Annotated in this window: 31 protein-coding genes and 1 tRNA gene; 15 read left to right on the top strand and 17 right to left on the bottom strand. The window is 30.3% G+C overall.

Annotated features, from left to right (window positions below; genetic code table 11):
- Positions 1-61 precede the first annotated feature (61 nt).
- The 5 genes from Q4Q40_RS14935 to Q4Q40_RS14915 all read right to left on the bottom strand — a co-directional run bounded on the left by Q4Q40_RS14935 (position 62) and on the right by Q4Q40_RS14915 (position 3,228).
- Positions 62-385: a tyrosine-type recombinase/integrase gene (locus Q4Q40_RS14935; RefSeq protein WP_303302697.1), complete on the bottom strand. Its 324-nt coding sequence runs from the start codon at positions 383-385 to the stop codon at positions 62-64.
- 130 nt (positions 386-515) lie between these two features.
- A complete protein-coding gene (locus Q4Q40_RS14930; protein ID WP_303302696.1) occupies positions 516-1,409 on the bottom strand; it encodes a thioredoxin family protein in 894 nt (297 codons plus the stop codon).
- Between the two features lie 142 nt (positions 1,410-1,551).
- Positions 1,552-1,875, bottom strand: coding sequence for a tyrosine-type recombinase/integrase (locus Q4Q40_RS14925; protein WP_303302695.1), 324 nt, complete (start codon positions 1,873-1,875; stop codon positions 1,552-1,554).
- 474 nt (positions 1,876-2,349) lie between these two features.
- Complete coding sequence (locus Q4Q40_RS14920) at positions 2,350-2,829, bottom strand: hypothetical protein (RefSeq protein WP_303302694.1); 480 nt, start codon at positions 2,827-2,829, stop codon at positions 2,350-2,352.
- A gap of 75 nt (positions 2,830-2,904) precedes the next feature.
- Entirely contained in the window at positions 2,905-3,228 is a 324-nt protein-coding gene (locus Q4Q40_RS14915; protein WP_303302692.1) for a tyrosine-type recombinase/integrase, read from the bottom strand.
- Positions 3,229-3,335: 107 nt separating this feature from the next.
- Between Q4Q40_RS14915 and Q4Q40_RS14910 the strand changes: the two genes are divergently transcribed.
- Positions 3,336-4,130 carry a transposase gene (locus Q4Q40_RS14910; protein WP_303302691.1) on the top strand — a complete coding sequence of 265 codons (795 nt, stop codon included), beginning with the start codon at positions 3,336-3,338 and terminating at the stop codon, positions 4,128-4,130.
- Between the two features lie 90 nt (positions 4,131-4,220).
- Here the strand turns inward: Q4Q40_RS14910 and Q4Q40_RS14905 are convergent, their stop codons facing one another.
- From Q4Q40_RS14905 to Q4Q40_RS14880, 6 genes are all read right to left on the bottom strand, one after another.
- Positions 4,221-5,327: a DUF6438 domain-containing protein gene (locus tag Q4Q40_RS14905; protein WP_303302690.1), complete on the bottom strand. Its 1,107-nt coding sequence runs from the start codon at positions 5,325-5,327 to the stop codon at positions 4,221-4,223.
- Between the two features lie 97 nt (positions 5,328-5,424).
- A complete protein-coding gene (locus Q4Q40_RS14900; RefSeq protein ID WP_303302689.1) occupies positions 5,425-6,090 on the bottom strand; it encodes a hypothetical protein in 666 nt (221 codons plus the stop codon).
- 230 nt (positions 6,091-6,320) lie between these two features.
- Positions 6,321-6,674, bottom strand: a complete 354-nt coding sequence (locus Q4Q40_RS14895; RefSeq protein ID WP_303302688.1) for a hypothetical protein — start codon at positions 6,672-6,674, stop codon at positions 6,321-6,323.
- A complete protein-coding gene (locus Q4Q40_RS14890) occupies positions 6,675-6,911 on the bottom strand; it encodes a bacteriocin immunity protein (protein WP_303302687.1) in 237 nt (78 codons plus the stop codon). It abuts the gene before it with no gap.
- Between the two features lie 66 nt (positions 6,912-6,977).
- The gene (locus Q4Q40_RS14885; protein WP_303302686.1) at positions 6,978-7,301 is read right to left on the bottom strand and encodes a tyrosine-type recombinase/integrase; all 324 of its coding nucleotides are present in this window, start codon (positions 7,299-7,301) and stop codon (positions 6,978-6,980) included.
- A gap of 345 nt (positions 7,302-7,646) precedes the next feature.
- Positions 7,647-7,937, bottom strand: coding sequence for a helix-turn-helix domain-containing protein (locus Q4Q40_RS14880; RefSeq protein ID WP_303302685.1), 291 nt, complete (start codon positions 7,935-7,937; stop codon positions 7,647-7,649).
- Positions 7,938-8,395: 458 nt separating this feature from the next.
- Between Q4Q40_RS14880 and Q4Q40_RS14875 the strand changes: the two genes are divergently transcribed.
- From Q4Q40_RS14875 to Q4Q40_RS14865, 3 genes are all read left to right on the top strand, one after another.
- On the top strand, positions 8,396-8,776 hold the full coding sequence (locus Q4Q40_RS14875; protein WP_303302684.1) for a hypothetical protein: 381 nt from the start codon (positions 8,396-8,398) through the stop codon (positions 8,774-8,776).
- Between the two features lie 93 nt (positions 8,777-8,869).
- Complete coding sequence (locus tag Q4Q40_RS14870) at positions 8,870-9,196, top strand: hypothetical protein (protein ID WP_303302682.1); 327 nt, start codon at positions 8,870-8,872, stop codon at positions 9,194-9,196.
- 689 nt (positions 9,197-9,885) lie between these two features.
- Positions 9,886-10,401 (top strand): hypothetical protein, encoded by a 516-nt coding sequence (locus Q4Q40_RS14865; protein WP_303302681.1) that lies wholly within the window; start codon positions 9,886-9,888, stop codon positions 10,399-10,401.
- A gap of 613 nt (positions 10,402-11,014) precedes the next feature.
- Here Q4Q40_RS14865 and Q4Q40_RS14860 read toward each other — a convergent pair.
- Genes Q4Q40_RS14860 through Q4Q40_RS14850 form a run of 3 tightly spaced genes read right to left on the bottom strand, consistent with a single transcriptional unit; the run spans position 11,015 to position 12,879 of the window.
- Positions 11,015-11,911 (bottom strand): DUF5777 family beta-barrel protein, encoded by an 897-nt coding sequence (locus Q4Q40_RS14860; RefSeq protein WP_303302680.1) that lies wholly within the window; start codon positions 11,909-11,911, stop codon positions 11,015-11,017.
- On the bottom strand, positions 11,901-12,449 hold the full coding sequence (locus Q4Q40_RS14855; protein WP_303302679.1) for a YceI family protein: 549 nt from the start codon (positions 12,447-12,449) through the stop codon (positions 11,901-11,903). The genes Q4Q40_RS14860 and Q4Q40_RS14855 overlap by 11 nt, the downstream gene beginning before the upstream one ends.
- Positions 12,442-12,879, bottom strand: a complete 438-nt coding sequence (locus Q4Q40_RS14850; protein WP_303302678.1) for an OB-fold protein — start codon at positions 12,877-12,879, stop codon at positions 12,442-12,444. Before Q4Q40_RS14850 ends, Q4Q40_RS14855 begins: the two co-directional genes overlap by 8 nt.
- Before the next feature lie 174 nt (positions 12,880-13,053).
- On the opposite strand from Q4Q40_RS14850, the gene Q4Q40_RS14845 reads away from it, so the two are divergent.
- The 9 genes from Q4Q40_RS14845 to Q4Q40_RS14805 all read left to right on the top strand — a co-directional run bounded on the left by Q4Q40_RS14845 (position 13,054) and on the right by Q4Q40_RS14805 (position 22,073).
- Positions 13,054-14,184, top strand: coding sequence for a LytTR family DNA-binding domain-containing protein (locus tag Q4Q40_RS14845; protein WP_303302677.1), 1,131 nt, complete (start codon positions 13,054-13,056; stop codon positions 14,182-14,184).
- 266 nt (positions 14,185-14,450) lie between these two features.
- Positions 14,451-15,224, top strand: a complete 774-nt coding sequence (locus tag Q4Q40_RS14840) for a hypothetical protein (RefSeq protein ID WP_303302676.1) — start codon at positions 14,451-14,453, stop codon at positions 15,222-15,224.
- 170 nt (positions 15,225-15,394) lie between these two features.
- Positions 15,395-15,757 (top strand): c-type cytochrome, encoded by a 363-nt coding sequence (locus tag Q4Q40_RS14835; protein ID WP_303302674.1) that lies wholly within the window; start codon positions 15,395-15,397, stop codon positions 15,755-15,757.
- Between the two features lie 9 nt (positions 15,758-15,766).
- A complete protein-coding gene (locus Q4Q40_RS14830) occupies positions 15,767-16,186 on the top strand; it encodes an OB-fold protein (RefSeq protein WP_303302673.1) in 420 nt (139 codons plus the stop codon).
- Positions 16,187-16,194: 8 nt separating this feature from the next.
- Complete coding sequence (locus tag Q4Q40_RS14825; protein WP_303302672.1) at positions 16,195-16,740, top strand: YceI family protein; 546 nt, start codon at positions 16,195-16,197, stop codon at positions 16,738-16,740.
- Position 16,741: 1 nt separating this feature from the next.
- Entirely contained in the window at positions 16,742-17,632 is an 891-nt protein-coding gene (locus Q4Q40_RS14820) for a DUF5777 family beta-barrel protein (RefSeq protein ID WP_303302671.1), read from the top strand.
- 58 nt (positions 17,633-17,690) lie between these two features.
- On the top strand, positions 17,691-18,026 hold the full coding sequence (locus Q4Q40_RS14815) for a hypothetical protein (RefSeq protein ID WP_303302670.1): 336 nt from the start codon (positions 17,691-17,693) through the stop codon (positions 18,024-18,026).
- Positions 18,027-18,505: 479 nt separating this feature from the next.
- On the top strand, positions 18,506-18,853 hold the full coding sequence (locus tag Q4Q40_RS14810) for a hypothetical protein (protein ID WP_303302669.1): 348 nt from the start codon (positions 18,506-18,508) through the stop codon (positions 18,851-18,853).
- A 1,756-nt stretch (positions 18,854-20,609) separates the two neighbouring features.
- Positions 20,610-22,073, top strand: coding sequence for a hypothetical protein (locus Q4Q40_RS14805; RefSeq protein ID WP_303302668.1), 1,464 nt, complete (start codon positions 20,610-20,612; stop codon positions 22,071-22,073).
- 89 nt (positions 22,074-22,162) lie between these two features.
- Here the strand turns inward: Q4Q40_RS14805 and Q4Q40_RS14800 are convergent.
- A tRNA-Ile gene (locus Q4Q40_RS14800) sits at positions 22,163-22,236 on the bottom strand.
- A gap of 49 nt (positions 22,237-22,285) precedes the next feature.
- Positions 22,286-22,690, bottom strand: coding sequence for a methylmalonyl-CoA epimerase (gene mce / locus Q4Q40_RS14795; RefSeq protein WP_303302667.1), 405 nt, complete (start codon positions 22,688-22,690; stop codon positions 22,286-22,288).
- 114 nt (positions 22,691-22,804) lie between these two features.
- Here mce and rbfA point away from each other — a divergent pair, with 114 nt between their 5' ends.
- On the top strand, positions 22,805-23,200 hold the full coding sequence (gene rbfA / locus Q4Q40_RS14790; protein ID WP_303302666.1) for a 30S ribosome-binding factor RbfA: 396 nt from the start codon (positions 22,805-22,807) through the stop codon (positions 23,198-23,200).
- Positions 23,201-23,270: 70 nt separating this feature from the next.
- Positions 23,271-24,476, top strand: coding sequence for an ABC transporter permease (locus Q4Q40_RS14785; RefSeq protein WP_303302665.1), 1,206 nt, complete (start codon positions 23,271-23,273; stop codon positions 24,474-24,476).
- Between the two features lie 932 nt (positions 24,477-25,408).
- Here the strand turns inward: Q4Q40_RS14785 and dusB are convergent.
- The gene (gene dusB, locus Q4Q40_RS14780) at positions 25,409-26,404 is read right to left on the bottom strand and encodes a tRNA dihydrouridine synthase DusB (protein WP_303302957.1); all 996 of its coding nucleotides are present in this window, start codon (positions 26,402-26,404) and stop codon (positions 25,409-25,411) included.
- Positions 26,405-26,468: the final 64 nt, after the last annotated feature.

Genomic DNA, 26,468 nt, shown 5'->3' with positions numbered 1-26,468 from the left:
CTGCTTGCCTATAACAATTGTATAACTACAATAAATAGTGATCCAATTGTGGTTATATCGTTTATAGATGCAATGTATTACTTTTTAATAAAGCATCCAATGGACATATAATGGTCTTATTGTTAATTTCAATAGTTGTGGTATAAATTTCTGTCGTTTTTGGCAAACTATGTCCTAGCATATTCTGTAAATGACGAATATTTATGTTGTTTTCAATACAATGTGTAGCAAACCAATGGCGCAATGTATGTACTGTTGCCCATGGGTTCAAATTAGTATCGTTCACGACTTTTCTATATATGGCTCTTATGCTAGTGGTACTGTATTTACATCTTGTTTGTCCTTCAAATAGCCCAATAGCACGGATTTTTAATCCGTGATTCATTATCTTAAACATAACCCATTATATGAAGCTTTCACCTCACTACAAAAACCTTCTTTTATTTATTTACGGGCACGGAAAACATTTCCGCGCTAGCGGGTTTCGTAAGTAGACTCGTACCTAGCAATTAATTTTATTTATCTAAAGTCAAGAATTTTTCAAATAACACTATGTCAGTTGTGTATCCTTGTTCTTTTATCTTGTCGCCATTTTTATCAATTATGACAAAATATGGTTGAAAGTTGTTTTTGAATTTATCTATTTGTAATTCTGAATGTTTTTGTCCAACGTATTTAATTAATTTTCCGTTTCTTTTAGATTTTGTCTGTTCATCTTCAGGTAAACTCTTTTTATTATCAACATATAGATTTACAAAATAAAACTCATTTTTCAGTTTTTCCATAATTGAATTGTTCGAAAGAACATATTGTTCAATTTTTCTAGCATTTACACAGGCATAGCCTGTAAAATACAAAAGCAACGGTTTTTCTAATTCAATGGATTTATTTAAAAGGTCGTTATAATTTACATTACCAGCATTTTTAAAAATTCCACCGTGCTCTTTTTCGCTTGGTTTTGGTTCTATACTCTTTGTTTTTTGAAAATCTGTAAAAACCTGTTTATATGTTTTTTCTGGATTAGAATGTTCTTTTAAATAAGTGTAGAATTTATCTATAAAATCCGATGGAACTTGTAGTTTTTGCAAAAGTACTTTGTCTTTTTCCCAATTATCTATGTCGGCTGGTCGTTTAGATAACTCATTAGAAACAAGAATAGTCGTTTTGATTAATTCGTATTGTTCTAATTCTTTGAATTTCAATATTTTATCATATAAAATTTGAAATGTCAATTTAGAATTACTTTCTTTATTTGATGTTAATTCCACTAAAATTGTTCCTAATATTGGACCATTTGAGAAAACTTCGATATCGCCATCATCAAGTCCACAGCTTTTAAGTAGCGAAAAATCTTCGATAAATTTTTTCAGGTTTTCTGTGTCATTTGGAATTAGATTTATTTCTTTCATTAGAATTTTATCACAATCTATTGTAGATTGGCTAAATCCATTAAAAGACAGAAGTAAAAATAATAGTAGCGAGGTTTTTTTCATATGTGTGGTAACAATTGTATAACTACAATAAATAGTGATCCAATTGTGGTTATATCGTTTATACATGCAATGTATTATTTTTTAATAAAGTATCCAATGAACTTATAATGGTCTTATTGTTAATTTCAATAGTTGTGGTATAAATTTCTGTTGTTTTTGGCGAACTATGTCCTAGCATATTCTGTAAATGACGAATATTTATGTTGTTTTCAATACAATGTGTAGCAAACCAATGGCGCAATGTATGTACTGTTGCCCATGGGTTCAAATTAGTATCGTTCACGACTTTTCTATATATGGCTCTTATGCTAGTGGTACTGTATTTACATCTTGTTTGTCCTTCAAATAACCCAATAGCACGGATTTTTAATCCGTGATTCATTATCTTAAACATAACCCATTATATGAAGCTTTCACCTCACTACAAAAGCCTTCTTTTATTTATTTACGGGCACGGAAAACATTTCCGCGCTAGCGGGGTTCGCAACTTCTCGACACCTCTTCAATGGTTCACTTTCGTTCATCTCCTTTATCCATACCTGCTAATCTCTTGGATTAGATTCTCCTAAACGCTCAATACCATAACTATTAATTACAGCACCTTTAGGTGGTTTAAAGCCATCGCCTGTACAACGACTTTGGTGGGCCGTCTTTCTAAAAAAAAAGATTCCACCATCTTATTTACAACATGCAATAGATAATTGTTGCCGTCTATTGCTTCTCGGCACACTATGGAAAGTTGCGTGTTTGTTTGCGAGGATTTTCCGAAGAAAAATCAGAAGCTAGCAAACGAGCAACTAACATTGGTTAAGCTAAAAATAGCAATTTTTTATATACTTTGTTGTAGCACGTTTTTTTATTCAATAACATAATATTCTCCTTCTGTAAAAAATTCATTTTCCATTTTTCTAATGGAGTCTTTATGCGGTTTTAAATATACTATCTCTTTTAATTTAAGAAAGAATTTTCCACCTCCTTTTTTGTTCGGTATAAAATTAAAGTCAATCGAAAAAGTGTCTTTCAATTTGGTTTTTTTTGATAAAATTGAATCGCATTTTGAATCGAAATTATTTTTATTGTACTGAGCTTTATCCAATGAATTAAAAGTTATGCAGCCATCTAGTAGTTTGAATCCGAGTTTTTCTTTGTCAAATGTTGAATAATCTTTGGAACTTATAAATTTAAAAGATAACTCATTTACTTCATTTAATTTTAGTGTATCAAAAGGCGTTTCTAAGTAAGCCTCTAAAACCTCACTATTAGCTGTTGTTTCTTTTTTTTTATTGCAGGAAATGAACACAATAAATAGTAATGGTAAAATGATTTTTTTTGTCATTAATTGGGATTCGGTTAATGTGCTACAACAATTGTATAACTACAATAAATAGTGATCCAATTGTGGTTATATCGTTTATACATGCAATGTATTACTTTTTAATAAAGTATCCAATGGACATATAATGGTCTTATTGTTAATTTCAATAGTTGTGGTATAAATTTCTGTCGTTTTTGGCGAACTATGTCCTAGCATATTCTGTAAATGACGAATATTTATGTTGTTTTCAATACAATGTGTAGCAAACCAATGGCGTAATGTATGTACTGTTGCCCATGGGTTCAAATTAGTATCGTTCACGACTTTTCTAAATATGGCTCTTATGCTAGTGGTACTGTATTTACATCTTGTTTGTCCTTCAAATAACCCAATAGCACGGATTTTTAATCCGTGATTCATTATCTTAAACATAACCCATTATATGAAGCTTTCACCTCACTACAAAAGCCTTCTTTTATTTATTTACGGGCACGGAAAACATTTCCGCGCTAACGGGGATTAATTATATGAGCCAGTTAAGTGTGGATACTGGACACCATGTGATTACGGGTATCAAGGCTCATCATGCGGATGGTAAAGACAGTCAGTGTTTGCCCGATATATGTAACCGCTTAGAAAAACGTTTGCACAAACAGGGACTGTTATGGCATAACTGTATTGCGGATACGGGCTATAGTAGTGGAGAGAACTATGCTTATTTAGAAGAAAAGGGACTGCGCAGTTATATCCCTCCACACGGCACTTACAAAGGCGGGCCTGATGGGTTTGAGTATCACAAAGAAAACGATTGTTACACCTGTCCACAAGGAAAGACCATTCCTTTTAAAAAGGTGTTTTTTGAGAAAAAGAACAATACTAAGAAGAAAGAATATAGGGCGTTAAAACATGTTTGTGTTGATTGCCCAATACGCTCGCAATGTCTAGGTAAATCTGCTCAGGAGAAGAAATTTACAGTCACTTTCTATAGAGAAGAGTATGAACGTAATAATGCACGAGTGAACAGCCCTAGAGGCAGCTATATGAAAGGCAAACGTCAAAGTACGGTCGAACCCGTATTTGGAACGCTTACGCAGTTTCTAGGGCTTCGAAAAATAAATACATTGGGAATAAAACAGGCAAACAAAGTCATGCATCTATCCGCCATTGCTTATAACCTGAAAAAGTACCTGAAATTCACCCAAAAAAGGGTGAAAAGTGGAGCAGGGATGCTTGCTTTATTATTTTTAATAAAAAATAGTGTGTACAAGCTCGAAAAGTTGTTTTTAAGGAGCCTTAAAATAGCTAATTATAAAGCGATCTAAAAAAAGAAACTGCCTTAGAAGGCAGTTATAGAAGTCTGTTTTTTATAATTTATTGGCTTGTGCAACGGTTACCGTTGTTGGCAGTAGTAATTATTTCCATTCTTGACTTGTTCGCAGATTAGCAATCATATCATAAATCTTTATAAGTCCAAGAGTTCCAGTTTTGCCATAGTCAGATATAACTTTGATCTTGCCTTGGTCATATGTTATTGTAAGCTTTGAACCAGGATTGTCTGTTGCAGAGACCCAATAATTTTCTTCAAGAGAGGGGAAATTCAGATAATTTAATAAATCGATTATTTCTTGATAGCTTTCTTTGTCAATAATGGTTTTAAATTTTCCCTTTAATTCCCGAGAAATCTCATATTCCCATAAATTAGGTTCTAATGAATTGAATTCAATTGCATTTAACGAGGCAGTTCGGTTATTGCCTATAGTTAATTCAAATATTGGACAACTACCATAACAAGGTTCTGTCTCATATTCAATTTTTTCAATTGAATATTTTTTAGGGTTCTCATTATATTCTACAAAAGTTCCGTTTTTATATGCTAATTCTATTTTTTTTAAGTCAGAGATTTTCTTTTTATCTCTCCAAGAATATTGTGGTGGTTCAAATATCATCAATGTAGTCCAACCTTTAATGTCTTTTATCTTTGGGATAACAGCGTCTCCAACAGAACCACGTCGCATTAAATCGATAGGGTTAATCGAGTCATTTCCAAAATTCATTAGGGCATAAACACTATAATCACAAGACCTTGTTGAATTAGGCTTAAGAGAACCTCCAGAACAACCTTTGTCATCTCCGATAATGACTAAATCTGAAAATCCGTTATTGTCAATATCTGCTTTGTAAAAGCTTTCAGTTATTTTTAAAGAGTCGGCTATTATTTTGGTTAAACTATCAATGTCATTTCTGTGACTTCTATCAAAATCCTTTATTTTTTTTAATTCAAATTTTCCTAAAGGTTTATGGATTCTTATCGAGTCATTGTGTTCCCTATATCTGACAAATGGATAATCCAATTTTTGAACGAATACCTGAACTTCTTCTTTTGTTGCTAAACTGTCAATTTTAGTAGGTTTGATTTTAGTTTTTACAAAAGTAGTTTTTGGTGAATCGTTTATAATTTCTGTCTTTTCTTTTTTACATCCAATGCAAAATAGCAATCCTAAAATTAAAAGGTATTTCATATGTTTAAATGGGTAGTTGTTATTACTGCCAACGTTTAGTATATGCGGAGTGCGACCGATAGGAAGCATTACGTATATACATTGTTCTCAGCTTTTTTCAATTTTCAATATTCTCAAACTGTTTTTCGCCATCTTTTAAATGATTATACATTTCTTCCAAAGTTTTTGGTTGTTTGAGTGTTTTGTATGCTTTCTTCTTTCTCGCAAGGCTAATTTCCTTTTCCATTTCGGTATATGATGCGTTAATTGAACCAAATAAATCTTCTGGAATTGCTGTTCCCTGTCTGAATGACATTAAAATTGCTTCCATTGAACTTAAAGCATATTGAGCATTTTTATTCAATTTAGACACTAAAATTAGAAGTGAGGCATCTTGATAATGAGGGCTGAATAATTCAATTACCGAAGAAAATCCATTGATTTCTTTTTCATAAGAATTTGAAAATTGAGTAAACCAATTCACATTTTCAGTTCTATATTTTGAGATGTTTTCTTGAGTCAGATTATGCTTTATTCTTTCCTCCTCCGTAAGAGCTAAGTAATTTTTTGAAGTATTGTTTAGTCGGTAAGCAACTTGGTTAAACTTTATCATCAAGCTTCCACCAACTTCCATTAATTCATCGATGGATTTCAAGGTTTGAGTTACCAAATGTTTATTTTTCACCCTTTTCCGAACTGATAAAACAATTGGGATTAAAATGATTGTCAGGATTATATCTAATCCGAAGAATAAAGCATTTCCTAATAAACTGTCGAAATTCATATTTCTGTTTTCTTTTTAATTGCTGAGAACGTTAAATATATGGCAATTTGGGCAGAAAATAAGCGATTACTTTCGGTTTAACCACAAGCCAAACTTTTGCATTTTGATTTATCTTTTTTATCATAAAGCCAAATCAAAAGATTTGGCGAACTCGTAAATAAACAACAACTTTTGGATTAAACACTAAATCGCCCTATTTGCTATATATAGTGTTGTAGTGCGTTTTATATTCAAAGTTCAGTTATCAATTCATCAAGATATTGCTCATTTTGATATTTTGAATTATCAGCATTATAGTTATCATTCGCAAACTTCAATATATCCTGTATATTATCAGATTCAAATACCTTTTTACCATAAATATCATCTGGTTCAACATATGAATATGAATAAATAGATTCAATTCCTTCATCACTTTCATCAAATACCAAATGGTAACTAAGTAAGAAATTAGATTTAGTTTTATTTATCTCAATCCATTCAAAAGTATCATAATTGTCATTTTTTATTTTACCTAAAAATTGTTCTATACCTTTTCCTCTATTTAATGCGCTTATGATTTCTCCTATGCTTAAAAATCTCATTTATAAAATAATTGTTTTGTAGGATAAACATTTGTCAACAATACTTTCAATTTTGGGATTATAATTATTTAAGTCGTCTTTTCTTGCATTATAATTTTCAGGATAATAGAACAAATTTGCTCCATCTGGATATGGAACATTTTTATTGAAAAGTTCATATAAATCTTTAAGCTCTTTTTCTGTTCCTTCTGCCTTTATAATTCGTTTTCCTATGTATATTAATTCCTCTCTTGTCATTTTTAGATATGCACTACAACAATTGTATAACTACAATAAATAGTGATTCTATTGTGGTTATATCGTTTATAGATGCAATGTATTACTTTTTAATAAAGTATCCAATGGACTTATAATGGTCTTATTGTTAGTTTCAATAGTTGTGGTATAAATTTCTGTCGTTTTTGGCGAACTATGTCCTAGCATATTCTGTAAATGACGAATATTTATGTTGTTTTCAATACAATGTGTAGCAAACGAATGGCGCAATGTATGTACTGTTGCCCATGGGTTCAAATTAGTATCGTTCACGACTTTTCTATATATGGCTCTTATGCTAGTGGTACTGTATTTACATCTTGTTTGTCCTTCAAATAGCCCAATAGCACGGATTTTTAATCCGTGATTCATTATCTTAAACATAACCCATTATATGAAGCTTTCACCTCACTACAAAAGCCTTCTTTTATTTATTTACGGACACGGAAAACATTTCCGCGCTAGCGGGGTTTACTTTTTTCTTTCTAACACCAAATTGAGAAAACATTATTGATAGTGAAAAAGAATATTAAAATCGTGAAAACTGCCTGTTTTAATTTTAATTTGTTCAATCAAAGATATTAATAAAAACACTTATAATTAATAAAATATAATCAGTATTGTAATGACAGTTTTATATAAGTATTTTTGGAATTATAATGACCTCAAAGTCGGGAGAATTTGCAGAACGGATTAAAAAAGAGATTTCCTAAACAGCTATCTACCATTAGATTTATCTGATAGCTTTTTATATTTATTCATATCAAAATTGAAAAGTTCATTTATTGTAACCTGCAATTCTTTTGAGATAAGTAAAAGAGTTTCATATCTTGGATTTGTATTTCCTCTTTCAATCTCACCAACAGTTTTCTTTGCATGACCAGTCCTTAGGCTTAATTCTTCTTGGGAAATATATTTGTTTGTATCTGGGTTTATAACCTTACTTCTAAGCTCTCTTATTCGGTAACCTAAAGCCTCTTTTTCTCTTTTGAAACTTTTCTTCTCCATAAGAGTAAATTTCTCATATTAAAATCAAAAAAAAGGATACTTATATGTATCCTTTTTGAAGTTATTTTCTTATGTTTGTAAAAGAATTACATTATTAATGTAGTTTTGCGATTCTTCGTATTAAAATATTTGAAGCAATTGCTTAAAGTCTCAACTTGAAAACTGGTAATTTTTAAACCGCGAGATGATAAGTAGATTGGCTCACGACCTAGGCGTGGGCTCTCTTATCGTGGTAAGGTATGCCAGTACCTCAGGTTGGTAAGTTGAGTTCCATGCCTTTTTGTTTCCACTCATTAAGGCCTTAATAGAATGCTATCTCATTTTTAAGGAAACTTCAACTTTGTAGAATATTATAAAGTAAGCATTTCTAACTTTAAATAGTGATGCGCTATTTTTTATTTAAAGTGGGCTTGTGGTAAGCAATCACAAGGATAAAGGAACATCTAAAAACCGAATCCATGGAAAAAAACAACGTTAATAATTCTCGCGAAATTTTGATTATGACACACAATGCTCTTTTTAATTCCCTAACACTTTTAATCAATCAAACATCTCTTAAAAATGACGTAAAAAAACATTGTAGACTGGGCTTGAAAGTCATTGGAATCATTTTAACCGATTTAAACTACAATACGGGAACTCATTTGTTAATGGAGAAAGAATTCGACCTATTCTTTGCTCGTTTTCCTGCCAAATACTATAACGAAATAAAAGAGAGCAGAAAATGGATTTGTGTTTATACAGTGGCTAAAAATATTGAGGCTTGTATTAAAGCTAATGCGATTGTAACCACCCCAGAAGATATAGCCGTTAAAACTATAAATATTTCAATTATTTAAAAAGTAAACAGTGTTAGAAACCTATGAGAAGTAAATGCTTTGAAATAAGTACGACACTTTTTAAAAACATCTTAACTGTAGTATTTAAAGTCTATGATATATAACAATAAAAAACTAGGTGAAAAAGCTAACAATAAGAAAATAGGTAAAGCAACTATTTCTAAAATAATTGAAATGGGGCATGGCGATATAGGAGTAGCTGCTTTCCCTGAAAAGGAGAAATTCGTATCCGTTTGTTTTACGCAAGGCAAAAAGGGTGAGATTGGTAGAAAAATATACAATATTTGTGAATTTTCAAATAATCGAGAAATACCCGATACTATGTTAATTTTTAAAGATGAAAAAAGTATAAATGTTGTAATAAAGAGATTGAAGCTTGCTAAATTCATTCTAAGAAAGCAATCGAAAAAATCTTATTAAAATATCCTTTTGGTTGTGAGCAATCAAAATTGACTATTCAATTTTATTGAGGGAAAATAGTCAAATATCAAGCCTCCCAAAAGGAGGCTTTTCATTTCTATTAATTCTATACTAGGATAAAAACCCGATTTCGATATAACAAGCCTATTTTAGGTATGAAACCAATATTATAAAGTGTTTGTCTCCTTGAACTCAGTCAAAAGCTCTTTTTAACGTATGAGATTAACATTAGTTTTTCTTCCCAAATGTAAAATTACAATCTAAAACAGATAATAACTATTAAAATAATACAGTACTCTTTTTTCTGTTTGACGAGTGGTGTTGACCAATCACTTTGATAAGGGCTAGATATAAAAATTAACTAAAATTGACCAATTTGTGCGGTCGATTGACCAATTTGTGATGTTTTGGTTTGGTAGTTTTGCACATTAACATAACAAAAAGAAAGACAACGAAACAAATGAAAATTAAAAACCTACTATTCACTTTACTTATCGCATGTCTGGCACATCCAACTATGGCTCAGATACAGTTTTCTACAGACTTATTTTAAACCAAAAACATATCAAACCCAAATACTATATCAAACCCAAACACTGTTAGCAACTCGTCTTGAGTAAAAGATGATTGCTGACGCTATTAAATTTAATAAAAAATAAAACAAGGTTAAACTTATAAAAACATAAAATATGAGAATTCTAGTATTAATTATTATGATTATTGCTTTTTTAATTGGAGGAGGACTTTCTTTTCTCATTAAAAGTAATATTGATTCACGCACAAAAAACATTGATTACAATGAGATAGCTGCGGCTCATAAATTTATAGCCAAACTAAAAAAAGAAGGCGTAGATTTAGAGAAAACGGAAGATTCAGAGATTAAAAATACATTAGAAATATTAAAAAATGCTCCAGCAAAGTGGAGAGTAACCGCTTCAGGAATTCTAGGTATAATCCTTGGTCTTTCAGCTTTAGGTATGGTTGTAATTGCGTTCATGAAAAAAGAACTTGTAAAAAAAGTAAGTATTGCAGTAGCTTCAATGGCTGCTGTATTATGGCTTTTAGCCCCAAGTATTAAAGCCGGTATGCTTTCTGGTTCAGACCCTAAAACCATTGCACTTGTTATACTTGTTTCTTTGGTGATATCATCTGCCTGTGCATTTGTTAGCTATACCATGCATATAAAAAAATCTGTTACTAATTAGTAACAGATTTTTTTATATGTAAATTTCGGGTTTGATATCCATGAATCCCAACCTTACAAGGTTGGGGTTTTTTGTTTAAGCCAAATTAGATGGTGTCTCTTCAATTCTACACTGGAAGCTGGAGCTCTTCAACTTTTCCGAGAAGTATGCTTTCACCCACTTTATCAGGTTTATAAGGCTAGATATAAATATGGGTATGGATAACAAGCTCATAAAAGATCTATAGCGCAGTATAGATGTAGCTGTCTTTCATCAACATTAAATTTTAACACCTTGCAAAACAAACAGTTAGAGTCAATCACGAAGAATATTTACGGTCTTTTACTTAATTTAAGTAAATTCATTGTGGTATACTTAACCAGTATTTTATATTACACTGTTTTCAGTATTTTATATCACTATTTTAAAACATGCACACCTATTTGTACACTAAAACCATAAAAAGAACTCTAAAATATAATTTGCTCTTCTTTAGTACAATAAAGGTACAAATTATATAAATATTAATGAACTTTATTCAGCATAAGGAGCAATTTCCAATACAGTAAATTAACTTAAATTGATTTTCAATTAGTTACATCTTTTAAGTACAAATAGGGTACATACTTAAACCCTACAACTGTTTTTGTATTAGATGAAGAGTAAAAATTGCATTAAAGCCAAAAACAAAATTCCCATCATCAGTATTGAAATTATTTGGTGTTTGCAGAATAAAACCATCTTCAACCATACTACGTGCATTTGTCATCTGGAATTGCAATAATAAAAAGCGAACATCCCAATTAACACCTATTGCAAACGCACCGTATGTATCACGAGATTTTAATGGATTGGCAACATAATAATATTCTGAAGTAAGAGATACATGATTTGCTATTCTGTACCTTCCTCCAAAACCAACGGCAAAATGATTACTAGGATCCACTTCATTAAAAGAAAAGCTTCTATGAATAAATGTTGGTGAAACTTGTAATGAAAACTTTGGTGTAAATTTATGTGCTATTAAAACTTGACTTGTAAAGGCTAAACGATTTTTAAACCCAATATCAGAATTAGGCTCCGACCTATCTCCTCTATAAGAAGCGTTTTGAAATAATGATATACTTAATGGCGCTTTTTTTGCATCCTTACGCTGGCGCAAAAGCGTATATTTTAAATTCACATCTGAAACTTCCTCTAAGCTTGTCCACCCTGCTCCTATAGTTAAATTATCACTTATTCCATATTCAAAGGCTAATCGAGCACTTAATTTATCGGCAACAAAACTTTGAATTTTAGCATTTGGAAGATTCCAATACCTATTTAAAGCAGCAAGTTGCAATACGCCTTTTTTTCGATTTTCTATAGATTGACCTATAGCTATACGTGTTCCTTTAAATGTTGATAATTCGTATTGAGGAATATTTGGGTACTCTTTATCTACTGCCTCTAGCAAATCTTGTGCGTTTAAAGACATAGTGGTTACTAACAACACACATAAACTCAGAATGTAAAACAGATTATTTTTCATAGGACTGATATTCAAATCTAAAACTAGTTGATATAATTTTAGCAATATTAGGAGCTACAATTGGCGGAATTTTGATATCAAAATCTTCAACAACAAGTTCAAAATCACCTGTTAAAATATAATTCCCATTAATATTCTCAATTTTTGTTTTAATATTAATTTCCTTAGATATGTTTCTTATAGTGAGTGTTCCTTTAATAATTCTTGTTTGAACGGTTGTAGCTAATGGATCAAAATCAACAATAACACCTTTAAAAGTAGCTTTAGGATACAAATCTGATTCTATATAACTAGCATTGAAATGTTCATACATTAAAGATTTTTTAAAAACAAAAGCATTCATAAGCATACTTATAGCAATTTCATTATTAGAAACATCTATAATACTTAATACTTGATTGTTTTTTGCTTCAATATTTTCTGCAGTAGTATAAGAAAAAAAAGAAACCTGACCTTGACGTGCTATAAATTGTTTAGGTTCTAATTTAGAATTAATTAAGTTTATCAATAAAAATATAAGAACACCTATTTTAGTCATTATTTTGGGTATTTATAAACATACAATTTAAAAGTATAACATCATGTAAAAATCCTTTGCAAACACCTTTTATGGTTACCTTTTGACTAGGTTTTAGTTGTTTAAATACGTCTAACGAGTCTACTTGCATGTCGCAAATTACATTATAATCATTGTAATCGCTTTGCAATATTATAGTATTTGTTTTATTTACAAAAGTAGTTCCTTTAATTATTCCAAAAACTTCAACAACCTTATCCTTATACAACTCATTAGCAGCACTTTCGTCCTTAATAAAAGAAGCTGTTAGTTTTTCAGCATTAACCGTTATTTCTACAGGTGCATTTTGGATATCTACATTAGAGGTGCTAAAATAACGTAAGCCTACATAAAAGCTTATCAATAAAATAAAAGCAAACAGAAAATAAAAATAGTATTTCTTTTTATTCATTCTTAAATTTATACTATTACAAATAAACTAATACAAATTAAATAATTAAACTAGAAATAGTTTGTTTTAAAATAAAAAACGATACTAAAAATACACTATTTTGGCAGCAAACTATAATTTAACATTGGAGTAATTTATTATTTATTGTTTAAAACTACTTCAAAATCTAATATAATGAGAAAAGACAAACTATACTTACTTACTTTTATTTCTATCTCTGTTATTTTTTTAATTATTGCATCAGTTGGAGTTAAATATTTTATTAAAGTTAGCGCTAATCAATTAATTGAATTGCAATTAGAATCTAGCAAAAGAGAATCTAACGAGATATCTAAACTAATAAATTATCAACTAGGTAAGGATTTAGATAAAGAAAATGTTATTAAAAATATACAGTTAACTATTGAAAACACTCAAAAAGAAGCTTCATTTATTAGTGTATTTAATTGGTCTGGAAAAGCAGTTTGCCACCCAAACATTACCCAAGTAGGTCAAAAAGTAAACTCAAATCAATCTTTATTAAATTCTTTAAAAGAAGAAAACAGCTCTGATCAATTATATGATTTATTAATAAATCAAAAAAAACCCTCCAAAGATTCTAATACAAACCTTTCTTCGGAAATTATACATATATCTCCTGTTCTTAACTCAGACTTAATTATAGCAGCTCATATTAATTTAGACAAATTGTCTATTGAGATTAGTAAATTAAAAAAGAGTTTCTATACCATTTTTATTTTAATGGGCGTACTCATAATATTTTCTTCTTTTTTGGCAGTACGTATTATTGGTAGTTATTATGAAAAACAGCTAGAGTTAAAAAACAGCAATTTAGAAAGTGAATTAATTAATCTATCTAAACTTAACGCAGATTTAGTTGATTATCAGCAAAAAGTAGTTGAAAATAACACACAACCTTCAATAAAAGAAAGCATCGAAGAAAACAATGAGGAAGCAATCTCAGATTCGGGTAAAAAAAGAATTCTTACCTATATAAGAAACGAATTAGTTCCTATTCATATTAGCGAAATATCATATATCTATACAGAAGATACGATTACTTATGTAATAACATCAAATGATAAAAAATCTACAACTAATGCTAGTTTAGATGAATTGCTAGCTAATCTAGATGCATCTTTATTTTTTAGAGCTAATAGACAGTTTATAATTAGCATTACTTCAATTAAAAAAATAATTAAATACGGTAATAGTCAACTTAAAATTTTAATTCAGGATACCGATGTTGAAATTATCATTAGTAAAAATAAAGCATCCGAGTTTAGACAATGGCTAAATATTTAATCCGTTTTTCTTAATTAGTAAACACTTATTTTCTAGTTCGTTCTAAGATTTTCACTCTTAAGAAAAACAAAAAACTAATAATTCATCTTTTTTATTGTTTTGAAACTCTGTTTAAACAACATGTTTAATTCAATTTCAAAAAACGCTTAAAATTTCAAGGCTTTTTTTTCCTTTTCAGGCTCATTTTTTCCCTTTCACACACTTTATGTTGTTTGCAACCGCTGTATTGGCGGTTATTTGCAGAACAATCAATAAATTATATAAAAATGAAAAAAGGAAAATTATTAGCTCTACTATTAGTCGCTTTAATATTTAGTTGTAATACAGAAGATGATACAACTGATCCTATTGAAAGCGTAAATTCAGTAAAATCATCTACCAATTCTACTTTTGGTAACATCTTAACAGACTCAAATGGTATGTCTCTTTATTTCTTTTCTAAAGACGTTAATGGAAATTCGGAATGTGTAAACGGCTGTATAGCTGCATGGCCAGTTTTCTATAGTGAAGATCCTACTTTAGATAATGATTTAGCAGCTTCAGACTTTGGCGTATTAACACGTGAAGATGGTGAAAAACAGACAACCTATAAAGGTTGGCCTTTGTACTATTTTGCAAACGATAGTGCTGCAGGAGACACCAATGGAGATGGTGCTGGTGACAATTGGTTTATTGCCAAACCAGATTACTCTTTAATGTATGCTCAAGCTGATATTCTTAACGTTAGCACGTTCTACATGACAAATGCTACTGGAAGAACCATATATCTTTTTGGAAATGATACTAAAGACGATAACAACTTCACTCAAGAAGATTTCTCTAATAATGGTGCGTGGCCTGTAATTAGTTTAGATATTAATCTAATACCAAGTATTTTAGATATTAATGACTTTGGTACTATAGATGTTTTTGGCACCACACAAGTTACCTACAAGGGATGGCCTTTATATTACTTTGGTAATGATGTAGAAAGAGGCGATGCTAATGGAGTAAGTGGCGTTTGGCCAATTGTAAATGTGGATACTGCACCTGCATTATAAAACTAATTTAATAATAAACACTAGAGAAACAAGCCCAAATTATTAATACCATTCTTTATAAACAGGCTCTATAAAACATATTCCACCCTGTTAATAGATTGTTTTTAGTGTTGATTAAAGGGGAAGTAAACAAAGTATTCTTGCTTCCCCTTTTTAAAAAAATAATCATTATGAATCGAATTCTAAAAATTACAGGCATAAAATTATTACTTATTATATCTGCTTTGTTTTTCTCATGCGAAGCAAGTGTAGAAGAAGATGACGAACAATTAACGAATATACCTGAAAACGAGGTTTGTGATTCAAATATATCCTTTGTATCACAAATAAAACCAATTATAGATAATAACTGTATAAGCTGCCATGGTGGAAATCAACCTCCAAATTTAAGTAGTTACTCTGGTATAAGTAATAGCGCAAACAACGTAAAAACACAAGTTGTAAGCCGAAGAATGCCTCAAGGAGGCTCTTTAAGCAGTACAGAAATAGAACTAATTAGTTGCTGGGTAGATAATGGCGCTTTAAACAATTAAATATTTAGCATGAACAAAAAAACAAAATTCATAGTTCTAGGTAGTGTCCTTATTCTAACATTTATTATGGTTCTATTGGTAGTTATTTATAACAAACCACATACAAATGTTGCCAACTCTAAAGCAGATATAACACTTACGGCACAAACTATTCTGAATGACTTTGAAAATGATGAGAACAATGCAAATGCTAAATATCTAGAGCAAATTGTTGAAATTTCTGGAACCATTTCTACGCTATCTATAAATGATAATAAGGGAATAATAGCACTTAAAAATGAAGGTTCATTAGGAACAGTTATGTGTCATTTAACGCCAGAAGAAACAATAAAATTTAAAAATCTATATACAGGGAAACCTGTAATAATTAAAGGCATTTGCACGGGCTACTTAATGGACGTTATTCTTGTAAAATGTATAATAAAATAAATATAATTATGAAATCAATATATATAACAATATGTCTTTTTTTGTGTGTAACCTTTACTTATGGACAAGAAAAATTTTTAACTAAACAAGGAGAAGTATCTTTTTTTTCTAGCACACCTATTGAAGATATTAAAGCAGAAAACCATCAGGTTTTAAGCATTATAGATACAAAAGACGGAAGTCTTGCTATAGCCATATTAATGAAGTCGTTTATGTTCGAAAAATCATTAATGCAAGAACATTTTAACGAAAACTATGTAGAATCAGATACTTACCCTAAAGCTATATTTAAAGGTAAAATAAAAGATTTCAACTCACTAAATTTAAATACAAATGAAGTTGTTATAACCGGAGATATTACAATCCACGGGGTTACAAAAAGTATAGAAACTAAGGCTAAATTAATAAAGACAGCAGATAGTTTATTACTTAATGGCACATTTACTATACAAATAGCAGATTTTGATATTAGCATTCCTTCTGTTGTAGCAAATAATATTGCTGAAAATCTGAATATTGACTTTAAATTAAACCATAATCCATATAACAAATAGTATGAGAAATTTATTAACTCTTTTTGTTTTATTTACTATAACTAGTAAAACAATGGCGCAAGACCTTCTAAATATTTTAGAAAGCGAGGCTCCAAAAACGAAAAATTATACCTCTGCCACTTTTAAAGGAACACGAATATTAAATGGTCACTCTATAGAACTCCGAAAAAAAGGTGTTACTGAATTTGTGATTTCTCACCGCTTTGGTAGAGTTAATTTAGGTATAGATGAACTTTATGGATTAGATCAATCCAATATCCGTTTTGCATTAGAAAAAGGTATTACCGATAATTTAATGGTAGGTTTAGGACGAAGTAGTTTTGAAAAAACTTATGATGGATTTCTAAAGTATAAACTCATTAAGCAAAGATCTAATAAAAACTCTACTCCTATTTCTGCTACTGTATTTGGTAGTGTAGCTTACAGGTCTATTAAGGATTTTGACCCTCTAGACAAACCTACATTTAACCAAAAACTAACCTACTTTACACAACTTATGATTGCACGGAAATTTAGCCCTGAATTGTCTTTACAAATCATGCCTAGTTATACGTATAGAAACTTAGTAAAAACTAACGATGACCCACACGGTATAGCAGCCATTGGTTTTGGTGGTAGAGCAAAAATCTCAAAACGTATGGCATTAAATGCCGAGTATCATTATACAATAAACCCGCTAAAATCTATTGATACAACAAATTCATTAGCCTTAGGACTTGAAATTGAAACTGGAGGCCATGTTTTTCAAATAATTCTATCCAATTCTATTACAATGATTGAAAAGAGCTTCATTACTGAAAGTACAGACAACTTTTTTGAAGGTGATATACATTTAGGGTTTAATATTTCAAGAGCATTTCAAGGAAAGAAAAAAAATAAAAATCATAATTAACTAATAGCTGTAGATTAAAACCTCTCATTTTTTTATAGCTACCATACATTATATAAAAATGTTTAGACAACAATATCGAGTAAAAGGAGAAGATGTAAATGATTTTATGGAAATGGAAAAATTTGCCTATCGCCTATATACCATATCATTAATAAAAACATTTTTGAGCAAAAAAGGATATAGTAAAAAAGCTGTTGAAAATTTTAAAACCATTTTAGAAGAATGTAGTATCCAATTAGCCTTTCAAAAAAATTTAATATTCACACAAGACTTTTTTATGTATTTGGATAACTTTAAAGTAGCCAAAAACGAAAAGGAATTAATTTTAAATACTAGATTTTTTAATGCAAAGAATGAATTGTGTGCAACATTAACTATGCAGAATTGTGATTAAATAGCAAGTAATTACTCTATTAAAACGAAAATAAAATATGGTTTTTGAATCATTTCACACAACACAAAAATCAAGACTACTATTAAATGTTATGCTTTGCTTATCAGTGTAATATTTAACAATCACCCAACACTCAAAATAACAATGCAAACCTATTTTTCAAGTGGATATAAGTTACAATTAATATTTTGAAAAACTCTAATAATGTATTTTGATAGTAGGCTAATAAGAAAAGTATTCCCAATAATAAATTACTAATTAATAGAAAAGGTGTCATCCATAAATCTCTATGAAAACTATTAATATGAAACTAAGGAGGGGAATAGCGAGAGGGTAACATGCAGAGCGATGTTACTTATTTTTCATTTAATTTAAAATCAAAGATTTCTAACTTTAAATAGTGATGCGCTATTTTTTATTTAAAGTGGACTTGTGATGAGTAACCACAAGGATAAAGGAACATCTAAAAAAGCGAATCCATGGAAAAAAACAACGTTAATAATTCACACAAAATTTTGATTATGACACACAATGCTCTTTTTAATTCCCTAGCACTTTTAATCAATCAAGCCTCCCTTAAAAATGACGTAAAAAAACATTGTAGACTGGGCTTGAAAGTCATTGGAATCATTTTAACCGATTTAAACTACAATACGGGAACTCATTTGTTAATGGAGAAAGAATTCGACCTATTCTTTGCTCGTTTTCCTGCCAAATACTATAACGAAAAAAAAGAGAACAGAAAATGGATTTGTCTTTATACAGTGGCTAAAAATATTGAGGCTTGTATTAAAGCTAATGCGATTGTAACACCCCAGAAGATATAGCCGTTAAAATATAAATATCTCAATTATTTAAAAAGTAAACAGTGTTAGAAACCTATGAGAAGTAAATGCTTTGAAATAAGTACGACACTTTTTAAAACATCTTAACTGTAGTATTTAAAGTCTATGATATATAACTAATGAAAAACTAGGTGAAAAGCTAACAATAAGAAAATAGGTAAAGCAACTATTTCTAAAATAATTGAAATGGGACATGGCGATATAAGAGTAGCTACTTTCCCTTAAAAGGAGAAATTCGTATCTGTTTATTTTACGCAAGGTAAAAAAGGTAAGATTGGAAAAGAAGTATACAACATCTGTGAACTTTCAAATAATCGAGAAATACCCGATACTATGTTGATTTTTAAAGACATAAAAAATATAAATGTTGTGATAAAGAGATTGAAGCTTGCTAAATTCATTCTAAGAAAGCAATCGAAAAAACCTTATTAAAATATCCTTTTGATTGTGAGTAATCAAAATTGACTATTCAATTTTATTGAGGGAAAATAGTCAAATATCAAGCCTCCAAAAAAAAGGGCTTTTCACTTCTATATAAATAAAAGCTTTTTGATTGTTTAACGGCTAATAATTGTTTTGGTAACAATCAGAAATAGATATTAAATAACCCGATAGCTCGGATTTATACCTTAAATCCGAGATTCTTTATCTCAAACATAGCCCCTTATATGAAGCTATCACCTCTTTACAAAAGCCTTCTTTTATTTTATTACGGGCACGGAAAACATTTCCGAGCTAGCGGAGTTGACAGCCTTGCTAAGACCGTTAAGCTTAAAAGTATTTAAACTAAAAAACCACACTATATCGCTATAATGTGGTTTATCTTTTTATTGCTTACTCAATACGGTACTCGTCAAAGACGAAGCACTAGCGCATACGAGGACTAGCTAGGAAATCCTCATTTTCACATAATTACCAATAAATATTGGAAAATTGAAAAATGGTGGAATTATTGGCTAGCACTTCAGAAAAAAAATGGAGTACTGCCAAGAAATAAAGATTTTAAACCCTAATCTGCTTTTGATGTAAAACAATTAAATGCCAAGTATGGAATTGCTCAAGAAAAGTATCGGAACTATATACCGATTTTTATACAACTCCCGAGTTTACAGACCAATTTAAACACCTTAAAGCTGTTTCAAAAGAAAATAATAGACAAAGACCGCAATAACCATGTAATTAACATTAAAATGATTGATTTAAACAGACACACTTTACCACTTTATAAAAGACTTGACGATAAAAACATAAACACTTAAAAAAATAAATAATAAAATTATTGAAAACATATCATTTGACACAAAAGTAACGGATAAATTCTATCTTATTACTGACAAAAAAAATTAGAGAAAAATTCAACATTTATCAAAAACAACTTTGAATTTATAACATCTGATGAAGGCTATAATTACGGATATGTTCATTTAGAGTTTGAAAATAATATTTACCTATCATTTACTAATGAATATGGTTTTATGCTTGATTTTTTATTATTAAATATCACGACAAGACTAGTCAAGAGATTATAAAATATTTATCAAACAATGTTGAAGATGAAATTCATAGAGCAATCATAGAGGTTTATAAAAATTCAAATGATTTTTAAGATTGAAAAATGAAAGAATAAAATAAACGTTAATTCCAAAATAAAATTTCTGTAACTATTTGTTAATTTCTTTGACTAACATAGTATATTTACTTACAATAAATTTCAAATCTTTATTTAATTCTTATTTGGATGAACTTTAAAATAACAAGCAACATGATAGGTTGGATAATATTTATAGCGGGTGGGATAGCTTTAATAGGAAGTCAGGTACTTCGTCTACGGGGTGAAAAAAAAACTAAGCTACAAGACGATGGAATTGAAAAAAATATGGATGGAGTAGCGGAAAACAAAATTGGCATTCGAAAATTAGCTGATGATTTTAGAGCGTTTCAACAATTAAATATTTCAGATAAATTTGAAAGCTATGTAGACCAAGAATATGGACTTACGAAGGTCGGTTTAGCCAAATTACTTTCTGATAACATCTTAAACTCAAAATCACAATTAAATAAAGGCTTAGCATATTATTTAAGCAACGATACTTTAAATGCTATCCCCATTTTTACCGAATTAATTAAAGAGACTAACCCCTTTGAAGTACGTGCAATAAGTAATTCATATTTAGGACGAATGGAATTTTATATAGGGAATTTAACTAAAGAATCTTCAGACTATTTATTAGAGGCAGAAAATTTATTTAAGAAATTCACTACAGAAGATGAAGATGTCAAAAAGGTAAGAGCAACAAATTATTACGATTTAGCGTACTATTTTAAAACGCATTCACATGATTTTAAACTTTCACAAACTTATTATTTAAACTCAATAGAGATTTATGAAAGCATAAATGAAGACACCTCTGCTTTATATAGTTCAAAATTAGGAGCCGTGTATAATGACTTATATTTATTAACAAATCAGGGCAAACTTGAAGGAGATACTAGTTTGTTTTTGCAAAGAGCGAAGTATTATAAACTCAAAAGCTTAAATAAGAAATATGATGATGATACTTTTTTTAAGTATATAAACTCATTAGAAATATCAGGCACTGACTACTCTGAAAAAGAAGATTATACAAATTCTTTTAAAGAATTTGAAAAAGCTTTTAAATTACTAAATGATAAAATCTTAAAAAACCCATCCAGTAAAGAATTTAAGCTAAGAAAAGCAGAAACTTTCACAAAAGTTAGTAAAACTTATTTAGGAAAATATGAAAAAGATTTATTAGAAAAAGATTTGATTCAGGCGCAAAAAGGATTGGCTTCTGCAAGCCAAATATTTCAACAAAACCTAACATCCACAGTCTCTAAAAATGAAATAATTATTTTAAAGAGTTTTCACCAAGTTCAAGGCAGGTTCCATAGAATAACAAATCAATATCCAGAAGCAATAAGTGAATTTAATGAAAGCCTTAAATACATAAAGCACCTAATCTCTTTTGACGATTCCAACCTTGATTATATTAATTACGAAGCAAATATTAATTACGAATTAGCATTGACCTATGTAGTATTCCCAAATAATAGAGGTTGCATTAAAGCAAAAGATTATGCTGAAAAAGCATTATACTCATATAATAAAACAGGTGAATCAAGAAAACTGAATAAGCCCTTCATTGAAATTTGTAATAATATTATTAAAAAGTGTAATTAAAAATGATTTTATTCATCCCCTCAATCGTCCCCTATAAATAAAAAAGCCTTATAAACTCAACGTTTAAAAGGCTTTACAATCTCTAAAAGTGGTCCCACTTGGGCTCGAACCAAGGACCACCTGATTATGAGTCAGGTGCTCTAACCAACTGAGCTATGGGACCCAAATTGGAGTGCAATATTACTACTTATTTTATTTTCTAGCAAGAAAAATTATCCCTTTATCTCCTGACACAACTCAATTAAAACACCATTTGAAGATTTTGGGTGTAAAAAAGCCACTAACTTATTATCTGCACCCTTCTTTGGATTTTCATTTAAAACTTTAAAACCTTCTTTTTTAAGACGTTTAATTTCTGCTTCTATGTCGTTAACATCAAAAGCAATATGATGAATCCCTTCTCCTTTTTTACTTATAAATTTTGCTATCGGACTATCTTCGTTAGTAGCTTCCAATAATTCAATCTTATTATCACCAATTTTAAAAAAAGACGTATTAACACCTTCGCTTTTTACTTCTTCTATTTTATAATGGGGTTTCCCAAATAGTTTAGAAAACAAGTCATTAGAATCTTTAAGGTTTTTTACGGCAATTCCTATATGTTCAATTTTGTTCATTTGTAATGTTATTTTTGTCATTCCCTTGAAAAAGAGAATCTACATTTATAGTTAAGATGCAAATTATATAAATCAAAAGTAAGATAATCTTTAAATATCCGTTATTTTTGCACTATGGAAGAAAGTCAAAGACAAAAAAAGATAGGATCTGTTTTACAACGTGATTTAGTCGAAGTACTACAAGGCGCTGCAACACAAGGTGGTATGCATGGTATATTAATATCGGTGTCTAAAGTAAAAGTAACGGTAGATTTATCGGTAGCTAAAGTCTATTTAAGTATTTTTCCAAATAATAAAGCTAAAGAACTTCTTGAAGGTATAAAATCCAATACCCCTTTAATTAGACATGAATTAGCACAACGTACCAAGCATCAATTAAGACGCATGCCTAATTTAGAATTTTTTGTGGACGACTCTTTAGAGTACATCGACCAAATAGAAAAATCTCTAAAAGGAGAAGAAAACCCTATTAAAGACCCTAAAATTTTAGATAAAAGAAAAAAGTCCTGATCGGTTTTTTAAAAAGTCTTCAAATTATGTGCTCTAAATCAAAACTTATTTTTCTTTACTTAACATAAACATGCATTTCCCTTTATATATAGCAAAACGTTATTTACGCTCTAAAAGCAGTAACAATGCTATTAATTTTATAACTATAATTGCTGTTATTGGTGTTATATTAGGTGCTGCATCATTATTTATTGTATTATCTGGTTTTGCAGGTTTAAAAGATTTTACACTTGAATTTTCTAGTATTGTCGATCCCGATTTAAAAGCTGAAGCTTCAATTGGTAAATCTTTTATTTTAACTAAAGATGATATTTCTAAATTACACGATCTAGAAGACATAGCCTTATTTTCTAAAATTATTGAAGAGCGTGTTGCTATTGCCTCCAATGATAAAAACTATTTAGCAGTTATTAAAGGGGTAGACGAGCACTATCAAAACGTAGTTAATATAGACTCTAAAATAGATCAAGGTAATTGGTTAGACCAAAAATCCAATCAAATTGTAGTAGGCTGGGGTGTTTCAAGAAACTTATCTCTTGGTATTTTAGATTTTACAAAAACGGTAAGTATTTATGTGCCAAAACCAGGAAAGGGGCAAATAACTTCTGTTGAGAATGCATTTAACACTGTTAAAGCTGTTAATGTAGGTGTGTTTTATATAAATGAAAAATTAAACGATACCTATGTATATGCCTCCATAGATTTAGCTAAAAACCTTTTAAATTATAAACCAAATCAAGTATCTGCTTTAGAATTTAAACTTAACGAAGGCGTTGATGAGGATGCAGCTAAGCAAAAAATTCAAGCTGTTTTAGGCGATAAAGTTATTTTAAAAAACAGAGCACAGCTTAATGATGCGCTTTACAAAATGTTAAATACCGAAAACCTTGCTGTATACTTAATATTCACTTTGGTATTAATCATTGCCTTTTTTAATGTTATTGGCTCATTAATTATGATGATGCTTGATAAAAAGAGAAGTTTAAGCACGCTTTTTAATATGGGGGCCACCATAAAAGATATTCGTAAAATTTTCTTTTTTCAAGGTAGTTTAATGAGTATTATAGGCGGTTTTATAGGTTTAGGTGCTGCATTAATAATCGCTGTGCTTCAAAAAACATTTGATTTGGTCATGATCACAGCTTCACTAGCTTATCCAGTAGCCATTAAGGTCGAAAACTTTTTCATTGTATTTATTACCATTTCGGTTTTAGGTATTATTGCTTCCAAAATTGCGTCAGTAAGAATTTCAAAATCATTAGTACGAAACTATTAATTAGAGTTAGTTGCTATAAAGAGGGATGCTTGCTTTGAGCTGAGAAGAAGAGCCTCTACCCTTCTGGAAAAAAAACCTCCTCGTCTTTAGTTTTTTTATGAAAACTAAATCCACTCCTCCTTAAAAAAAGGAGGAGAGCTAACTTCGATTTATAATTTGAATTTGTATTCAAAATCATTACTCCAAACATGATCTCTAAGCAGTTCCTTCCCTTGACAAGGGAAGGTAGATTTCAATTCCATAAAATTGAAAGACGGAAGGGTTGATACCTTAGTTTACTTTTTCAACTAATAAAAAACATCTGTTCTTTATTACACACATTACCAACAATAGATAATATTAAATCTTCGAGTTATAATTTTGAGTTATTTATCTAGTTTAAATCATTGCCACAAATATAATCGTAAGCAGCTCCTTCCCTTGTCAAGGGAAGGTGGATTTCAATTCCATTGAATTGAAAGACGGAAGGATTGATACCTTAGTTTACTTTTTCAACTAATAAAAAACATCTGTTCTTTATTACACACATTACCAACAATAAATAATATTAAATCTTCGAGTTATAATTTTGAGTTATTTATCTAATCTAAATCATTGCCACAAATATAATCGTAAGCAGTTCCTTCCCTTGTCAAGGGAAGGTGGATTTCAATTCCATTGAATTGAAAGACCGAAGGGTTGACACCTTAGTTTACTTTTTCAACTAATAAAAAAACACCTGTTCTTTATTACACACATTACCAACATATAGATAATATTAAATCTTCGAGTTATAATTTTGAGTTATTTATCTAGTTTAAATCATTGCCCACAAATATAATCGTAAACAGTTCCTTCCCTTGTCAAGGGAAGGTGGATTTCAATTCCATAGAATTGAAAGACGGAAGGGTCGAAAAACAGAAGGGTCAGGAAAAGCTCAAATACAACAAACCTTACTCCACAAACTGATAATCTGAGAATTTCTCCAATACCTCATCAAAAGCAGCAAATACATCTGCAGAATGATCGCTAGTTACCATTTTCATGCGATAGTCTTTAAAATGCGGAATGCCTTTAAAATAGTTGGTATAATGTCTACGCGTTTCGAAAACACCCAAAATTTCACCTTTCCAGTCAATAGACATTTGTAAATGTCTACGGGCGGCTTCAACACGTTCTGCCAAAGAAATAGGCGCTAAATGTTCACCCGTTTTAAAATAATGTTTTACCTGTTTAAAAAACCACGGATTCCCAATACTGGCACGACCAATCATAGCACCATCTAGACCATAGTCATCACGCATTTCCATAGCTTTTTCTGGGCTCACAACATCACCATTTCCAAAAACAGGAATATGCATCCTAGGGTTATTTTTTACCTCAGCAATCGGCTTCCAATCGGCATCACCTTTATACATTTGTGCGCGTGTACGTCCATGTATAGCAATAGCTTTACAACCTACATCTTGCAATCTTTCGGCTACTTCAACAATTCTTATAGAATCATGATCCCAGCCCAAACGTGTTTTTACAGTAATAGGAATATCGCTGCGTTTTACCATTTCGGCAGTGAGTTTCTCCATTAAACACACATCCTTTAAAATACCAGCACCAGCACCTTTGCTCACCACTTTTTTTACTGGGCAACCAAAATTAATATCAATAATATCTGGTTTAGAAGCCGAAACAATATCGATGGTCTGTAGCATACTGTCTAGATTAGCTCCAAAAATTTGGATTCCTACAGGGCGTTCTTTCTCGTAAATATCCAACTTCATAACACTTTTTTCAGCGTTACGAATTAAACCTTCACTAGACACAAACTCGGTGTACACAACATCTGCGCCTTGTTCCTTACATAAAGCTCGAAACGGCGGATCGCTAACATCTTCCATAGGTGCTAGAAGCAATGGGAAATCTGGAAGTTCGATATTGTCTATTTTTACCACGTTGTGAATTTTGGGCAAAATTAAGATTTTTTCACCAAACAGAAACAATCCAAAGAACAAAGTA

The sequence above is a fragment of the Flavivirga jejuensis genome (genome assembly GCF_030540765.1).
Taxonomy (GTDB): Bacteria; Bacteroidota; Bacteroidia; order Flavobacteriales; family Flavobacteriaceae; genus Flavivirga; species Flavivirga jejuensis.
Note: the sequence above shows the minus strand (reverse complement) of the source record. Positions and strands in the feature narration are given on the sequence as shown.

Coding starts and splice junctions, on each gene's coding strand:
- Q4Q40_RS14935 (WP_303302697.1), bottom strand. CDS start 385: ATGAATCACGGATTAAAAATCCGTGCTATTGGGCTATTTGAAGGACAA.
- Q4Q40_RS14930 (WP_303302696.1), bottom strand. CDS start 1,409: ATGAAAGAAATAAATCTAATTCCAAATGACACAGAAAACCTGAAAAAA.
- Q4Q40_RS14925 (WP_303302695.1), bottom strand. CDS start 1,875: ATGAATCACGGATTAAAAATCCGTGCTATTGGGTTATTTGAAGGACAA.
- Q4Q40_RS14920 (WP_303302694.1), bottom strand. CDS start 2,829: ATGACAAAAAAAATCATTTTACCATTACTATTTATTGTGTTCATTTCC.
- Q4Q40_RS14915 (WP_303302692.1), bottom strand. CDS start 3,228: ATGAATCACGGATTAAAAATCCGTGCTATTGGGTTATTTGAAGGACAA.
- Q4Q40_RS14910 (WP_303302691.1), top strand. CDS start 3,336: ATGAGCCAGTTAAGTGTGGATACTGGACACCATGTGATTACGGGTATC.
- Q4Q40_RS14905 (WP_303302690.1), bottom strand. CDS start 5,327: ATGAAATACCTTTTAATTTTAGGATTGCTATTTTGCATTGGATGTAAA.
- Q4Q40_RS14900 (WP_303302689.1), bottom strand. CDS start 6,090: ATGAATTTCGACAGTTTATTAGGAAATGCTTTATTCTTCGGATTAGAT.
- Q4Q40_RS14895 (WP_303302688.1), bottom strand. CDS start 6,674: ATGAGATTTTTAAGCATAGGAGAAATCATAAGCGCATTAAATAGAGGA.
- Q4Q40_RS14890 (WP_303302687.1), bottom strand. CDS start 6,911: ATGACAAGAGAGGAATTAATATACATAGGAAAACGAATTATAAAGGCA.
- Q4Q40_RS14885 (WP_303302686.1), bottom strand. CDS start 7,301: ATGAATCACGGATTAAAAATCCGTGCTATTGGGCTATTTGAAGGACAA.
- Q4Q40_RS14880 (WP_303302685.1), bottom strand. CDS start 7,937: ATGGAGAAGAAAAGTTTCAAAAGAGAAAAAGAGGCTTTAGGTTACCGA.
- Q4Q40_RS14875 (WP_303302684.1), top strand. CDS start 8,396: ATGGAAAAAAACAACGTTAATAATTCTCGCGAAATTTTGATTATGACA.
- Q4Q40_RS14870 (WP_303302682.1), top strand. CDS start 8,870: ATGATATATAACAATAAAAAACTAGGTGAAAAAGCTAACAATAAGAAA.
- Q4Q40_RS14865 (WP_303302681.1), top strand. CDS start 9,886: ATGAGAATTCTAGTATTAATTATTATGATTATTGCTTTTTTAATTGGA.
- Q4Q40_RS14860 (WP_303302680.1), bottom strand. CDS start 11,911: ATGAAAAATAATCTGTTTTACATTCTGAGTTTATGTGTGTTGTTAGTA.
- Q4Q40_RS14855 (WP_303302679.1), bottom strand. CDS start 12,449: ATGACTAAAATAGGTGTTCTTATATTTTTATTGATAAACTTAATTAAT.
- Q4Q40_RS14850 (WP_303302678.1), bottom strand. CDS start 12,879: ATGAATAAAAAGAAATACTATTTTTATTTTCTGTTTGCTTTTATTTTA.
- Q4Q40_RS14845 (WP_303302677.1), top strand. CDS start 13,054: ATGAGAAAAGACAAACTATACTTACTTACTTTTATTTCTATCTCTGTT.
- Q4Q40_RS14840 (WP_303302676.1), top strand. CDS start 14,451: ATGAAAAAAGGAAAATTATTAGCTCTACTATTAGTCGCTTTAATATTT.
- Q4Q40_RS14835 (WP_303302674.1), top strand. CDS start 15,395: ATGAATCGAATTCTAAAAATTACAGGCATAAAATTATTACTTATTATA.
- Q4Q40_RS14830 (WP_303302673.1), top strand. CDS start 15,767: ATGAACAAAAAAACAAAATTCATAGTTCTAGGTAGTGTCCTTATTCTA.
- Q4Q40_RS14825 (WP_303302672.1), top strand. CDS start 16,195: ATGAAATCAATATATATAACAATATGTCTTTTTTTGTGTGTAACCTTT.
- Q4Q40_RS14820 (WP_303302671.1), top strand. CDS start 16,742: ATGAGAAATTTATTAACTCTTTTTGTTTTATTTACTATAACTAGTAAA.
- Q4Q40_RS14815 (WP_303302670.1), top strand. CDS start 17,691: ATGTTTAGACAACAATATCGAGTAAAAGGAGAAGATGTAAATGATTTT.
- Q4Q40_RS14810 (WP_303302669.1), top strand. CDS start 18,506: ATGGAAAAAAACAACGTTAATAATTCACACAAAATTTTGATTATGACA.
- Q4Q40_RS14805 (WP_303302668.1), top strand. CDS start 20,610: ATGAACTTTAAAATAACAAGCAACATGATAGGTTGGATAATATTTATA.
- mce (WP_303302667.1), bottom strand. CDS start 22,690: ATGAACAAAATTGAACATATAGGAATTGCCGTAAAAAACCTTAAAGAT.
- rbfA (WP_303302666.1), top strand. CDS start 22,805: ATGGAAGAAAGTCAAAGACAAAAAAAGATAGGATCTGTTTTACAACGT.
- Q4Q40_RS14785 (WP_303302665.1), top strand. CDS start 23,271: ATGCATTTCCCTTTATATATAGCAAAACGTTATTTACGCTCTAAAAGC.